Annotated in this window: 2 protein-coding genes; one reads left to right on the forward strand and one right to left on the reverse strand. The window is 41.5% G+C overall.

The features are described from left to right. Positions 1-9 precede the first annotated feature (9 nt). Positions 10-15,657, reverse strand: a complete 15,648-nt coding sequence (locus tag JMN32_RS24465; protein WP_202859011.1) for a PKD-like domain-containing protein — start codon at positions 15,655-15,657, stop codon at positions 10-12. Between the two features lie 302 nt (positions 15,658-15,959). Here JMN32_RS24465 and JMN32_RS24470 point away from each other — a divergent pair, with 302 nt between their 5' ends. Further along, entirely contained in the window at positions 15,960-17,588 is a 1,629-nt protein-coding gene (locus tag JMN32_RS24470; protein WP_202859012.1) for a CTP synthase, read from the forward strand. Positions 17,589-17,600 lie beyond the last annotated feature (12 nt).

Genomic DNA, 17,600 nt, shown 5'->3' on the forward strand with positions numbered 1-17,600 from the left:
TAATTCAAATTACCTAATCAACGTTAAATCTCCAATTCTCGTAGTTCTATCTCCATTAGATAGCCTCAGTGTTATCTTATAAACATACACTCCTGCTGGTAGTAGATTATCATTTTTATCATAACCATCCCAACCGACGGTCTGATCATTACTTTCAAAGATCAGGTTACCCCAACGGTCGAATATCAGCATCTGAAATTCTTCCACTCCTTGCGTTATCGGAAGGAAAATATCATTATCTACTTCATTGACAATTCTTCCATCTCCTGATGGTCCATCCGGATTAGGTGTAAATGCATTAGGAATACGCGTTGCCCCTCCTTCCTGCACAACAATCTCCTTGGTACCAGTAGTGGCACAAACTACTCCATTACCATGATCCATAGATGCCTCCAAGGTGACCGTAAACACTCCTTCATAAGTATACAAGTGTTCAGGTTCAAAACCATCAGCCGTTGTTCCATCTCCAAAATCCCATAAATACCGATTCGCACCATCGCTATAGTTAAATGTTCTCAAAGGCTGATCTGGCAAATATACTAGGTCAGGCCTTAGATCAAATGAAGCTACAGGCATCTGGTAAACCTCTATACCCGATTGAGTGGCTATTGCCGTCTGTCCCGTTATAGAGTTAGACGTCGTAAGAACAATGTCATAAAGACCTGGTGTAACCAAAACAAAAGTAGGATTAGCCTCCTGAGAAGTTAGGATAGTGTTACCTAACTGATTGATAACCTCCCAGGAATAAGCATCTCCTGTTGAGTTATTTTCTATTACCGCCACCTCTAATGGCATACAACCCGAAACAGGCTCGACTTCAAAGTCTGCTATGATAGGTGGTAATATGATATTAATAATCTCAGTATAACTTAAGTCACAATTCAGGCCTGCCGCTGTAGCATCTGGGTTAGTAATCGTTAAAGTTACTGTTTTAGGACCTGGTGAAGTATATGTCACTGTTGGCGGTGTTAGGCCTGTAAATGTGGCAGGAGATGCATCTGTACCAAATGACCAGTTATAACTGAAATCAGCATCATCCAGCGGGTTAGATGCATTGCTTAGGTCTAGTGTTGCACTACCCCCAACAAATTCCGTTACATTGTTTACGGTAAATAAAGGAGTTACCTCTCTGTAAACTGTCACCGGAATGACTTCTTCAATACTGCAGTTGCCATTCCCTCCCTGATAAACCACCTCATAAACTAAAGGATTTTGTGAAGAAGTGTTAAACAGATCATAGTTAACACCAGCTGAAGTAGCTCTCACATCAATCTCTTCATTGACGCCTTGTCTTCTATAGAACCATTTATGTGTGCTTGCTCCTAAGGTAAAATTACTAAAGGAAACATTCCCTCCACTACAAATTGTAGTAGGTCCATTGGCTATGACATTAGGTCGTATAGTTGAGAAAACAGTTATTGATTCACTATGTATATCAATACAGCTGCCTTGGGCTGGTGGAAGTTGCGCCGTTAGCCTAACGTCCACATTAAAATTAGTTCCTGTAGATTGATTTTCAAATACATGTTCCACTGTTTGTCCTGTAACAGTACCTGTTGCAGTATAGGTACTGTCGGGACTTCCGTCGAACCATGACCAAGTATAGGTTACATCAAGAACCTGATCGTAGGAGAAAGTAACTTTTAACGGAGAGCACCCCGTATCATCCCCTACCACCTGGAATGTTGCATCTACTTCTGAAACCGTTACGGTCACCGACTGAGTACCTGTTTGATTGGCAGGAAGCGCTGAACAACCATTTGCATCTGTAACTGATACAATGGAATAAGTTGTAGTTACCGTCGGGTTAACCTGAAGTACATGAAAATTAGGAATACCTGTCAGCAAAGTATTAGAAGTCCCATCGCTATACTCAACTTCAAAAGGTGGTATACCTGTAAACTGCATAGTAAGGAAAGTCGGATTAGTGTCATTGCACTTTACAATATCCGATGACAGGAATTGCCCTGTAATTCTCGGCCCCACACTTGCAATCACGGTTTGGGGAGTTCCTTCACAACCTGTAGAACCTACAGGTCTTATGGTGTATGTAACTGTACCAGGTGCTATACCATTGTTGTAAATTACTTGATCAATGAAATCTCCATTGGTACCTGAACCTGCAGAATACCCTGAAAGGTCTGCATTAGACGATGTTGCTGTCCAGAAGAAGGTCGTTCCCGCTACATCTCCATCAAGTTCAATAGATAAAGGATTTCCCGGATCTCCTTCGCATACGAATATAAAATTGGAAGCCAGGTTGATATTTGGTGTTGGCGCAATATTGACAGTAACAGTGGAAGATGGTCCTTCACAACCATTAGACTCCGGAGTTACCGTATAAATGAGTGTTTGCGTAGTATTACTGTTATTGAAAAGTACCTGGAATAATAAGTTTCCAAAACCATCACTCTCTCCAGTCACCTGAGGGTTATCAGCTACAGTCCATTTAAACAACGTATTGGATACGCCCTGTGGCTCTGAGAATGATACATTTAATATATCCCCACTACAAAGGTCTACCGTAGCCTGACTTGCCACTACATTAGGCTCCGGATTTACCGTAATAGTTACATCAACTGAAGCTCCCTCGCATGCACCACCGTTACCCAAACTAGCGGATGTTACAGGGGTAAAGGTATATATTACTTGCTGTGGTGAATTACTCGGATTACTTAGGACATCAGTCAAGAAGTCTCCCGAATTAAATGTGTCACCTATAACTGAGGTGCCGGTAACACCTCCATTTGCCACCACGTTATCTAGCCTGAAAAACACACTCCCTGAAGAAGGTGTTGTTGGTGTAGTCAGCTCAATAGAAGTAGCATCTCCTTCACATACAGTTTGAACCGTTGATGAAACATTCATAACTGGACGAGGTTCAACCGTAACTACTACCGTTTCCGAAGCTCCTTTACACCCGGCCCCTTCGTTGGCAGCGGAAGCTACTGGTGTAATTGTATAAGTAACCGTCTGCGGAGTGTTGTCATTGTTTACAAGCGTATGAGCAATGACAAAATTCTCAGGGAGATTATTTAATGCAGGAATAAATCCTGTCACTGCGCCTGACGCTACTGCAGAGTAGTTGAAAGTTACATCTCCTGATGAAGGATTTGTCGGAGAAGTAAGTGTGATAGCTGTTGTTTCTCCACTACAAAGATTTTCATCAGCAGGATCATCTGCTATAATATTGGGTTCCACAGTGAGCACAATGGTTGCTGGTGGAGTTTCTGCTCCTCTACAAGTTGCAGCTGATATCGGCACAACATCATACTCAACAGTCAATGGACCATTTGTATTGTTAGTGAAAATATCGCCAGCAATTTCATTTACGTCTGCTGTCACACCTACAGAGGCATTTGCTGCATTTGCTGTTAAACCTGCCGCAACTCTGACATCCATGATATCATATGTTGCTGCACCAACACTAACTGCCGTTGTCGCCAATACTATTCCAGATGCTTCATCGCTACATACCATAGCATCAAGGTCAACCATTTCAGGTGCCGGATTAACGGTAAAGGTTATATCTTCAGGATCTCCCTCACAATTATCACCAGAAACAGGAATAACACGGTAAACCACCGTTAATGGCGAGCTGGTAACATTTGTGAACATATCCCCAGCCAGTGCATTTGCAGACAGACCATTACCCGTGGTAACCACTACTGGTGTAAGGTTAGGGTTGGCAGTTACACTAATAATATGGTAACTGGTTGCTGATACTGAGCTTACTACTGTGTTCAATGTATAGCCAAAAGCAACATCACTACAAACTGGCGCAGGAGATAAAGAAAGATCCAATACAGGTTCAGGAAGCACTTCGTAATCAATTGTCTCAATTGCGCCTTCACAAGCCAAAGAACCAACACTTATAGGTCTGATCTGGTATGTTACAGTTACTGCAGTTGAAGAGGTATTTGTATATGTATCGTTTCTAATCAAATTCAGATTTCCGCTGGAACCTACAACAGCATTTCCCACACCTGCAGAGAAGCCTGCAACCACCGGAATATTTACTCCCTCCAAACGATAGGTATTAGCTGCAACAGAAAGCCCATTAGTACTCAATGTAATATTAGTAATATCATCACTACACCCCGAGTTATCCAGCCCTGCATTAAGCACTGGTTCTGGGTCAACAGTTACAGCTATATCAAATGGGTCACCTATGCAATCTCCATCAGCAGCCCCGCTTCGAGGTGTAATTCTATAGACTACAGTTAGGGGTGTACTGGTTACGTTGGTAAATACATCATTTTCAATTGCATTGGCTGCAAGCCCTGAACCTACCGTAGGGGTTCCACTCAAAGCTGCATTCTGAGTAATTATTGATACATCGTACGATGCCGCTCCTACCGAAACTCCGTTAGTGTTAAAAACAACACCTGTAATTTCTGAGCTACACACATTTGCCGTTGCCAATGTAGGGTCCATTACCGGTTCAGGATGAACAGTAACAGTGATATCAAAAGGATCACCGATACAATCACCATCAACCGCCGCACTTTTAGGAGTAATTCTGTAAACTACTAAGCCGTCCGACCCACTAACATTTTCATAGGTATCATTAGCAAGGGCATTAGCTGCCAAGTCACTTCCAGTTGTAGGCCCTCCTGTCAAGTTGCCACTTTGACTAACAAGAGCAACATCATACCTATCTGCCGAAATTGATGTACCATTTGTAATCAATGTCATGTTCAAAGGTTCGTCACTGCAGACATCTAAAGTGGCTAATGCCGGATCTACAACAGGTTCAGGACTAATTGTCACTGCTATTGTAAATGGATTACCGATACAATCACCATTTGCCACCGCACTTTTGGGAGTTACGCTATATACTACATCACCGGATGTATTACTTAAATTCTCAAAACTATCATTAAATAGTGCAGCTGCGTTCAAATCCAGCCCAACAGTTGGAGTACCTGTTACATTAACATCCTGGCTAACAAGAACAACGTCATACCTATTTGCCGCTATGCTTGTTGCACTTGTACCCAGATTAAAGCTAAGTAACTCATCACTACATACTGTAATGTTGGCCAGAGCTGGGTCCATAACCGGTTCAGGGTTTACAGTGATTGTTATCGTAAAAGGATCTCCAATACAGTCTCCGTCCGCAACAGAACTTTTTGGAGTTATTTGATAAACAATTGTTCCTGAACTATTTGTAAGATTTTCAAAACTGTCACCTACCAAGGCATTGGCTGCCAGATCAACCCCTACAGTAGCAGTACCGGTAATGTACGCATCCTGACTGATTAAACTTATATCATAGCGATCAGCCGCAATGCTTGTTCCGTTGGTAGCTAAAATAATATTGAGAGTTTCATCACTACAAACTGTGGTAGTTGCCAAAGCGGGATCAATAACAGGCTCAGGATGTACAGTTACCGTAACCACAAAAGGGTCACCTATACAATCTCCGTCGGCTGCTGCACTTATTGGAGTTACCTCATACACAACATCTCCAGTGGTTGAACTTACATTTTCAAAGTTGTCATTGATCAATGCTGAAGATGCCAAGTCCGTTCCTGTTGTTGCGATTCCTGATATATTAGCACCCTGACTAACAAGTACAACGTTATAACGATCGGCTCCAATTGAAGCGCCATTGGTAGTCAATATCATGTTCAAAGGTTCATCACTGCAAACATCTAAAGTGGCTAATGCAGGGTCTACAACAGGCTCTGGGTTCACGGTAACCGTTATATTAAAAGGATCACCCGTACAATCACCATTTACAGCAGAACCCTTTGGTATAATTTCATATACTACGGCTCCAGGTACTGCACTAATGTTTTCGAAACTGTCATTGATTAAGGCATTAGCCGCCAAGTCGACACCTGTAGTCGGTGTACCAGAAACATTAGGGTCCTGACTGATCAAAGCAATGTCGTAACGGTCAGCTCCTAAACCAGTGGCAGTAGTAAATAATGTTAAGCTTAGTATTTCATCACTACAAACCGTCAATGTTGATAGTGAAGGATCTATTACTGGCTCTGGTTGAACAGTCACAGTAATATTGAATGGGTCTCCTGTACAATCTCCATCAGCCGCTGCACTTTTAGGTGTAACCTCATAAACCACATCAAGAGGTGTATTCGTAAGGTTCTCAAAGCTATCAGCAACCAATGCACTAGCTGCCAAATCAACACCAACCGTTGCCGTTCCGGTGAGGTCAGCATCCTGACTTACTAATGTTATATTAAAGCGATCAGCCCCTACTGATGTACCATTAGTAGTTAAGGTAAGGTTCAATGATTCATCACTACATAAAGTCAGCGATGCCAGTGCAGGATCCATTACCGGCTCAGGGTCAACTGTTACAGTAATGATAAAATCATCGCCTGTACAATCACCATTTGCTATAGAACTTTTTGGGGTAACACTGTAAACCACATTACCTGAAGTACTACTCACATTTTCAAAACTGTCATTTATTAATGCATTAGCAAGCAGATCAGAACCAGTAGTTGGCGTACCCGTGAGGTTAGCATCCTGGCTTATCAGCACAACATCATAACGGTCAGCTCCTATGCTTATACCATTAGTGTTCAACGTTAAATTCAATGATTCATCACTACAAACTGTAGTTGTGGACAAAGCAGGATTCATAACCGGTTCGGGGTTAACCGTAACTGTTATATTGAAAGAGTTTCCAACACAATCACCATCAGCAACTGCACTTTTAGGTGTTACACGATAGATAATGTTGCCGGGAAGGTTGCTAACATTTTGATAACTATCATTGATTATTGCATTATCAGAAAGATCAACCCCTGATGTAGGAGTCCCAGTGAGGTTGGCATCTTGACTAATAACAGCTATATCATAACGATCGGCTCCAATACTTGTTCCATTAGTGACCAGTGTTAAGTTAAGGACTTCATCGCTACAGACAGTTAAAGAAGCTAAGGCAGGATCAACAACCGGCTCAGGATTAATAGTTATTGTAATGTCAAATGGATCGCCCGTACAATTGCCATCTGCCGCCGAACTTTTAGGTGTTACCCTGTAAACCACATCCCCACTAATATTGCTGATATTCTCATAACTATCACCAGCCAGGGTATTGGCAGGAAGGTCTGAACCTGTAGTAGCAGTACCTGTTAGGTTTGCATCCTGGCTTACCAAAGATACATCATAACGATCCGCTCCTATTGAAGCTGCCGCTGTTGTCAGCACAACTCCCAGTGGTTCATCACTACAAATTATGGTATTTGCTAAGGCTGGATCCAGCGATGGTTCAGGCTGGATGGTCACCGTTATATCAAATGAATTTCCTATGCAATCACCGTCTACTGCTGAACTCTTAGGTGTTATTCTATAAATAACGGTACCTGCTGCATTGGTTAGATTTTCAAAACTATCATTTACCAAAGCATTAGCAAGCCGATCAGAACCCGTTGACGGCGTTCCGGTAATAAAGGCATCCTGGCTTACAAGGCCAATATCAAAACGATCAGCAGCAACTGAGGTTCCGTTTGAGGCCAATGTCAGGTTCAAAATCTCATCACTACAAACTGTCAAAGAGGCCAATGAAGGATCCATTACTGGTTCAGGGTCAACTGTTACAGTAATTACAAATGGATCGCCGATACAATCTCCATCTGCCACCGAACTTTTTGGAGTAATTCGGTAGGCAACTTCACCACTGGTATTGCTGACATTTTCGAATAGGTCATTCGAAATAGCATTAGCAGCAAGGTCTACCCCTGTAGTGGGTACACCAGTAAGGTTAGCATCCTGACTGATTAAATCAATATCAAAGCGATCTGCTCCTATCGAGGTTCCATTGGTAGTCAGATTAATTCCTAGTAAATCTTCACTGCAAATTGTTAATGTCGCTAGTGAGGGATCCATAACAGGCTCAGGGTTAACGATAACAGTAACATCGAAAGGATCTCCCGCACAATTTCCATCAGCGACAGTACTTTTCGGTGTTATTCGATAGACTACATTACCGCTACTTCCGCTTATATTTTCAAAAGTATCATTTATGAGGGCACTAGCATTTTGATTGACTCCTGATGTAGGTGTACCTGAAACATTGGCATCCTGACTGATCAAGACAATATCATAACGATCAGCTCCAATAGAGGTACCATTGGTGGCTAGTGTAACTCCCAATACATCTCCACTACAGATGGTTTGTATTGCTAAAGCAGGGTCTATTACCGGTTCAGGGTCGACCGTTACTGCTATAGTAAAGGCATCACCAAAACAATCTCCATCTGCTGCCGCACTTTTTGGTATTACCTGGTAAATAACATTCCCACTGCTACCGCTAACATTTTCATAACGATCATTAACCAAAGCATTATCAGCCAGATCTACCCCTACCGTTGGGGTGCCTGTCAGATTAGGGTCCTGGCTGATCAAAGAGATATCATAACGATCAGCTGATACTGAACTCCCATTAGTAGTCAATGTGATATTCAGTAAGTCGTCACTACATACTGTAAAATTAGACAAAGCCGGATCAATAACAGGTTCAGGATGGATCGTTACAGTAATATCAAAGGTTTCTCCTATACAATTGCCATCTGCGACTGCACTCTTCGGTGTAACTCTATAGACAACATCTCCACCGGTAGCACTTACATTTATGAAGTTATCATTTACCAATGCCGTTGGGGTGAGGTCAACACCCGTCGTTGGAGTTCCTGTAACATTAGGCGATTGACTGACTAATATAATATCATAGCGGTCTGCCGCCACGGAACTTCCATTAGTTGCCAAAGTCAAGTTCAGTATCTCATCACTACATACTTCCCAGTTAGCCAACGCCGGGTCAATAACCGGTTCAGGGTCAACTGTAACAGTAATATCAAAAGCATCGCCAGAACAATCTCCACTAGCTACAGCACTCTTAGGTACTATCCTATAAATTACATCTCCACTGGTGTTGCTGGTATTTTCAAAGCTATCATTAACAAGTGAGTTCGCCGCCAAGTCAGTTCCTGACGTAGGTGTACCTATCAGGTTAGCATCCTGGCTTATCAATGTTATATCAAACCTGTCTGCTGCAACTGATGAACCGTTGGTTGCCAGGGTCAAATTCAATGACTCACCACTACATATAACGCTAGAGGCTAAAGCAGGGTCCATAACAGACTCAGGGTCAACCGTTACAGTAATATCAAAAGCATCGCCAGAACAGTCACCATTAACCACCGCACTTTTAGGAACCACACGATAAACAATATTGCCACTGGTATTACTTACATTTTCATAACTATCTCCTGACAATGCATTTGCCGTCAAATCTGTACCAACCGTAGGTGTACCAGTCAGGTTTGCACTTTGGCTTATCAATGTAATGTCGTACCGATCGGCGGTTATAGATGTACCGTTTGTTGCTAACGTAATATTCAAAGTTTCATCACTACACAACCTCAAGGTTGACAGGGTCGGGTCCATTACTGGTTCAGGAGCTACAGTAACAGTGATGTCAAAAGCATCTCCTGAACAGTCACCATTAGCAACAGGGCTTTTAGGTACTACTCTATATATTATAGTTCCATTTGTATTACTTGTATTTTCAAAATTATCATTCAACAGTGCTGTTGCAGATAAATTTGTTCCTGTAGTGGGTAAACCTATTAAGTTGACATCCTGGCTTACTAAGGAAATGTCATACCGGTCAGCCACAATTGAAGTACCATTTGTAGCCAGAGTAAGGTTCAAAATTTCATCACTGCATACAGTAAGCGTAGATAATGCAGGGTCAATTACAGGTTCAGGACGTATTCTGAATACTACATCAAAACCAGATCCGGTACAATTACTTCCTGACATTATTTCAAATGGAGTAATGGAATAAGTAATATCCACATTTGCTGCTCCTGTATTGGTATATGTATCATTTATGGGGTTCCCAGAAGCCACTGTACGGTTTGGACCGGTAGGAACATTACCTGGATCACTGCTTGCTACGGTATAGGTAAATGTACTAGTCAGGGAATTCCCCAGAGCATTAATGTTATCAACCTGAATATCATAATTGAGAGGCACATCACTACAGTACAGTTCAAGATCATTCTGTCCAACAGGCTCAGGGTTAACAGTAATCACAACCACTTGTGTATTACCATCACAATTATCCGGGCTGGTTGGAGTGACCTCATATGTAACAGAGCCTACTGCTCCAGAAGTATTTGTTAATACTTGAGCGATATTACCTGTTCCTGTTTGTCCTACCGAAGCTCCTCCTATGGGGCCAGTTTTAGAAATCACTTCCCATGCAAATGTACTTCCAGGGATATCTGATGTGAAGGTTAAAACACTATTCACACTTCCTCCACTGCATATTTCCTCTGCATTTGAGGAAGTCATTACAGGTCTCGGATTTACAGTGACACCAAATGGATCTGCTGCAGGACTCGTACACCCGGCAGAGCTGGTCTCGGTGACTGTTATATTACCTGAAGCCGTTCCTATATTAACCACAATCTCATCTGTTCCCTGTCCGCTTACAATAGAACCTAAAGTACCAGGCACATTCCATGTATAAGTTGAACCACCTGTTGGCAATGTAATGGAATAGGTAACATTCTGCTGTCCCGTGCACACTTCTGAATCACCCGCTATTATTGGTTTAGCAGGAGCATCATCAACGATTACCATAATAGTATTTGTGTTACCGACACAGCCATCTGCGGTAGTTTCCGTAACTGTAACGGGAAGCCCCGGTGCCAATACTTCGTTAGGGAACCTGAGAAGCACGAAAAAGTCATTGCTACCCCCAACCTGCACAAATTCACCGGCTCCTGTTGGAACACTCCAACTATAGGTTGAACCTGCATTTAAAGCATCATCTACCTGAAATATTTGAATGTTCGAACTTTTACAAATTGTATAAGAAGCAGGTGTTGTATTATCTGGAGTAATTATTGAATTATCAACAGGCCTAGGGTTAATAGTAAATTCAACTGTTGCAATGTCTTGACACAATGTATTATTATCAGTTACTACTGCATAGAAAATATCTCCATTCTGTACATTATCTACATCTTCATCTGCTGGTGAAATAATTTCGAATCCAGTCAGGTCAGATGGAATAGCCACTGCTACTCCCGGATCGGCAAACCACTCAACAGTTCTGTCAGACGCACCATTTGTCACATTGTCATTTAATGTGGTAAGATCTATATCATCTTTGTCACCACTACCTACAGTTTCCTCACAGAAAACCGTCTCAAGGTTTGCTGCACCCTGATCAACTGCATCTGGCAAACTATGCACCGTAAATGTAATGGTACCATCCTGAGTACAGGATGTATTTGCAGAGGTGTTATCATCAGTAACTCTGGTGTAAATTATTGTACCTTGACTTACGTCAACATCAGTAGGGTCTATAATCAAATTAACCGGAGGCGGGTCAGTAAAAAACTGCACGGTCCTACCTGTGGAACCTACAATCCCGGTAATTTGATCGTTATATACTGTTAAATCTACCCCGGTAACTATATTGCTACTCTGCGGTAATTCTTCACATAGTTCCGGTAGTGGGTCATTTGCAACTGGTAAAGGATTACGAATAACGTCTACAATTTGTGATGTGGGGTTACAAATTCCCAAGTCACTGGAAACATTCCATGTAAGTGTTGTTGTACCTACCGACAACCCTGAAACTACAGCATTCTCATCACTAATATCTGAGAAACTTAGGGCATCTGCAGATTGATCTCTGACAACAATGTTGTCAAACCTCAAAAACTCATCATTTGCACTGTTTTGTACCCGAACTATAATTTTCAACATACTACCTCCACCTGAAACAAAACTTCCTGACAAATTAACAAAGGTCCCATCAGGCGCTGAAAAGTTATTGTTAACGCTGGCTATTAGCTGAACTGGATTCGCATCTATTTGGTAATAAACTTCAATATGATCTGTGCCTTCATGAACCCCTGATTCGGCTACATCTATAGAAATATCAATATTGGTTACGGCAGAAATATCAATGTCGTTTGAAACCCAATCTACATCAATTCCATCAAGGTCTCTAGCCTCAAAATAATTATTACGAACCTCAAAATGTGTATCGGCATCAAGAGAAAGTAAATTCGTGTTTCTTGACCAGCCAAACAGATCATTATCCTCTGTTGTTCCGTTGGCAGCAGACTCAAAATCTTCATAAAACAACAAACCGGAATAAGTCCATATGCCACTACCTCCATTATCAGCAGCCACTGCCCCCAGAGTAATCTGATCTGTACAGGTTTCCAATAAAGTTAGATCATCATCTGCATCCGCATCGGCTGATGAAGGAGCCAGATCCTGAGTATGAATGACGGCTACGGAATTTACACTTTGGCAATTGGTAGGAGTTGTATTACTCTCAACAACTGCATAAAATGTCGCCGTTGCAGTAGATGATGGAGTAAACAGCTCACCTTGCCCTCCTGAAACCACCCCAAAAGCCGGATCAGCATCAACTGTTAACGAAGCGTCTTGATACCAGTGAATGACATTTCCTGCTGGTGGGGCATCAACTGAAAGTGTAGCTCCTGTTAAATCGGTAGAACAAGCAATGGCACCAAGCGGATTAGTAGGGGCAGCAGGACGTGGGTTGATGATAACATCATGAGGCCCTGAAGGCAAACCAGTAGCTGTACAAGAAGATGTAACATTGACTATTGAAGTAATCTCGTAAGAATAAGTACCAGGCGTACCTCCCAAATCAACAGTATAATCAGGCTGAATTCTAAATACACCTGAAGCATCAACCGGTTGGTTGGTTAAAACAATTGACGTTCCCCCGTTAATAGTATAAGTGATATCATATTGTTGTGTATTATCATCAGGAGACAAGTCTATAATAATATCAGGTGCATCGGTACCTGCTCCATCATCACAAACTGCGGTTTCTACTGTTACTGATTCAATTGCCGGTGGGGCAATAGCACTAACGGCTATCACTGCAGAACCTGTTATATTAGCTGAAGGTGTGTTAACTGTACAATTAATTGACGTGCCAAGGTCCGTAACTGATGTAACTTCATAGGTATCATCTACTCCATCCACAACTGATGTAGAACCGGGAATAGTATAAGGTGAAGTAATTCCATTAGCAGTAGTAGGCACGCCATCCCTGGTATAAGTTATGTTGTATGGCCCGGTTCCAGTAAGGGTTACAACCGCTGGAGGAGCGGGATTACCGGCACAAACAGACCCCCCTCCTGTCACTGTAGCTGTTGGAAGTGGGTTTATAACCACAGAAATAGGGTCTGACAGTTGACTTTCACAATTGGATGGATCTATTCCAATGGTTTGCACATAATAATCTCCAGATTCATTAACAGCATCCAAAACCAATTGATTGCTACTTCCCTGCTGAACGGGATTAACAAGATCAGGATCTCTAAACCATGCATACTCATCAGCATCACCATCCACATTATCAGATTGTAGAATAACTTGGCTACCGTCAGCACAAATATCGGTACCCGCTCCTACCTCTGTAATTGTTGGTTTTGCTGGAACAGGGTTTACAATGATTGTCGCATCTGCACTGGCTTCGGTAGAACAAACGCCATTTTCGACTATCGCTCTGTAGTCATATGTTCCCTCTGCACCTAAAGTTTCTTGGAAAGTTGTACTTCCAGGGTTTCCAATATCTACAAAACCACCACCGTTTACTTGCCTTTCCCATCTAATAATATCACCCCTATGCCCCGTCAATGTCAATATTCCAGTTGATTCTCCTTCGCAGATTATATCGTCAGAGTTAACCATACCTCCTAATGTGTTATTATAGATTGTTACTGTGAAATTTCGGTAACTGGAATAGCAATCCGGCGCAGCAGAATATTTTCTTCTAACTCTTACCGTTCGAGTTGTAGACGGGGTAAAAGAACCTCCTATATTAAAATCAGCAGTTATGGTTTGTCCAGTTGTAGCATCAAGGTTTACTCCCCCTCCTCCGGTAGTAGACCATTCATATTCAGCAGCCCCACCAAAAGTTGTTGATCCAGCTGGTGAAGGTAAAGAAAAGGTAACATCATTTGTACCATTACATACCACCGAGCTACCGGTAATTGCATCGGGTTGGTTTAAATCTTCTCGAACTGTGATAACTGATTCAACGGGATCGCTCTCACATGAATTTGTAGCTCCAATGACATACGTTGCCCACATGGAATACTCCCCGGGAACATTTGTATTCAGTCCGCCCGGAAAACTTGAAGCCGGGAAAAATGTTGAATTGGTACCATTTGGGTTGGTTACCGGGTTCCCTCCTGTATTAGGGTCATCATCAAACCAATTAACCGCCGTAACAGTGCCAACGGCTCCATTAATACCAAAATTAACACCTCCAAGTCCATCACCTTGACAAATTTCACCATCAACTGGGTTTGGGAGCGGAGGTATATCAATGATCTCAATAAAATCGAATGTAGAAACGGAATTGTTATTTACCTGATCACCAAACAAATCATATTCATTGCATATATTCCAATATTCAATTATGACATGAAACTGTTGGCCAACATTCCTATTCAATTGCCCTGCCACGGTTGTGATTGATGTAATTTGTTCTAACACTCCAGCTGGAAGTTGAACAACTGGTGTAGGAAATGCAACCACTCCATATGAATCTGATGTACCTAGTGCATTAGTTCCAACAGGAATATACCCCTCAACATTGACATTTCCCAAGTTTCCGCCATTCACACCTACTAAAGTTCCATTATCATCAGTAACCTGAACTCCTCCAACATAAATATTGGGAATACGATCCGCATCGGGACGTGAAGGGTCTCCATACCTGACACGAACATGTCTCTGAACAACATTGGGTTGATCAGGATCAGCAATACAATTCAATGTCGAAACATCAGAAAAAGACATATTTACTTCATCATTTAGACAAACCAAATCAGAGTTTGCAACAGTAGGTTCAAGGTCTAAATTTCCACCACCTTCAGAATCTTCGTTATGAGAAGAATAAGTCACAAGCTGCCCCGGATTTGTTACAGGACATACAGATAATCCTATTTGAACTCTCCATACAGATTCATACGAACATACAGGATCATTATCCGGATAAGTAAATGTATTTGTAGAGGCATCTCCAGTAATAAAGAAGTCGGTAGCCGCGCTACCACTTGAGTTCGATTCAAATGGTACTATAAAAGTGTCAGCACCTGCCGCCCCAGCTCCCCAGAAAGCTCTTATACGTAAATTTGAAACATTCCAATTACTAGAGTTTCTTGCTCCTGGAGATACACTAAAAACCATTTTCGTTATAGGGTCTACCGGTGCACACGCAGGCGTTGGTGTAAATACACCGTCCCAAACAAAATCATCACATGAAATAACTTTATTATTCTGCGAAACAATAGTTACCCCATTATACTCAACAGTAATAGTACTTGTTCCCGCTGGAATTACGGAAGCTAACAATAAAGTAGCAACATTTCCAGACACTACAACATTACTCACTGCGATCGCACCCCCATCTACAATATAATCTGCTGGATCATTTGAAAAACCTACGCCACTAAATGTCACTGCTATTTGTGTTTGAGCTGGAGTTTCATGAAGAGCCGAAACTGGAGTTTGCCCAACCCCCTCAAATACCACAAAAAAAAGAAAAATAAATAGGAATAAATTACTGGTAAGTTTATAGGCAACTTTCATTAAATGTGGTTGGTTAGATTCTCCGTAATTACAGCTTAAAATAAGCACATATCCACTAATATTTATATATCGAGGGGGGATATTATGAATACAGCTTATTTAAATAATGAATACAATATTAGTTTTTCTTGTAACCACCTCAAATTAGATTTTTCTAATTTTTGCGAAAAACAAAATCCAGGCATATACTCTCCTTATTTTATTACAATATAAAATTTTATATTTCTGCTACCGGTTTCAGGTTATTCGTGTACCTTTGCACCCCATAAGTTCTAAAGCAAATTATTCTACTAAATCAACTTATGGCTACGGCAAAGTATATTTTTGTTACCGGCGGGGTAACCTCTTCTCTTGGTAAAGGAATCATCTCAGCTTCTTTGGGCAAACTGCTTCAGGCTAGAGGGTTCAAAGTTACCATACAAAAATTTGATCCTTATATAAACATTGATCCGGGTACACTTAACCCATATGAGCATGGCGAATGTTATGTAACTGACGATGGGGCTGAAACGGATCTGGATCTAGGTCACTATGAAAGGTTTCTTAACACTCCAACTTCACAGGCTAATAATGTTACGACAGGGCGGATATATAATAATGTAATCACTAAGGAACGAAAGGGTGAATACCTGGGAAAAACTGTCCAGGTTGTGCCTCACATAACTGACGAAATAAAAAGGAATATTTTCCAGCTTGGTGAAAGTGGGGAATACGATTTTGTAATTACAGAAATTGGTGGTTGTGTTGGTGATATTGAATCCCTTCCTTTTATTGAAGCAGTCAGACAGGTAAAGTGGGATGTAGGTGTAAATAATTTTCTTGTTATTCACCTTACACTTATCCCTTACTTAAGTGCTGCAAAAGAATTAAAAACAAAACCTACACAGCACTCTGTTAAACAACTTTTGGAAGCAGGTATCCAGCCAGATATTCTGGTCTGCAGGTCAGAAAGACACCTTCCCCCGGAAATAAGAAAGAAACTGGCCTTGTTTTGCAACGTGCACATCAACTCCGTTATTGAAGCCCTGGATGCTGATACTATTTATGATGTTCCTATCCTTATGCGTAAGGAAAAACTGGCTGAACGCGTACTGGCCAAACTAAAAATACCAAACAAAAATGAGCCGAACCTTGATCAGTGGAAAGTCTTTTTGGGTAAGTTAAAAAACCCAACTGATGAAGTAAGTATAGGACTGGTAGGTAAATATGTCGAGTTGCCAGATGCATATAAATCAATTGTGGAAGCTTTTACTCATGCCGGTGCAGTTAATGAGTGTAAAGTAAATATAGAGTGGATTTCTTCTGAGACCATTACCAACGAGAATAGTGCATCTGTCTTGGGCAAGTATGATGGTGTACTTGTTGCGCCTGGCTTTGGCGAGCGAGGTGTTGAAGGAAAAATCGAAGCCGTCAAGTTTCTAAGGGAGAGCAAAATTCCTTTTTTTGGTATTTGTCTGGGTATGCAGTGCGCGGTTATTGAATTCGCAAGAAACGTATTGAAGCTCAAAGACGCATCATCTACCGAACTTAACGAAAAAGCCAAACATCCCGTTATAGACCTAATGGAGGAGCAAAAGAAAGTTACTAACAAAGGTGGAACGATGAGACTAGGTGCTTACCCTTGTGATTTAAAAAAAGGAAGTAAAACCAACTCTATCTACGGAAAAACAAAAATAAGCGAACGCCATAGACACAGGTATGAGTTTAACAACAAGTATCTTGAACAAATGGAAAAAGCGGGACTAATGGCCACAGGTATCAACCCTGACACAGGACTGGTTGAAGTAGTTGAACTCAAGGACCACCCATGGTTCATTGGTACGCAATACCACCCTGAGCTTAAAAGTACAGTTTTAAATCCTCATCCTCTATTTGTTAAATTTGTAGAGGCTGCTCAGAATCACAAAAAAGAGAATAACTCAAAGCGTTAATTATTAGTAATC

Source organism: Fulvivirga marina (assembly GCF_016775155.1).
Taxonomy (GTDB): Bacteria; Bacteroidota; Bacteroidia; order Cytophagales; family Cyclobacteriaceae; genus Fulvivirga; species Fulvivirga marina.

Coding starts and splice junctions, on each gene's coding strand:
- JMN32_RS24470 (WP_202859012.1), top strand. CDS start 15,960: ATGGCTACGGCAAAGTATATTTTTGTTACCGGCGGGGTAACCTCTTCT.
- JMN32_RS24465 (WP_202859011.1), bottom strand. CDS start 15,657: ATGAAAGTTGCCTATAAACTTACCAGTAATTTATTCCTATTTATTTTT.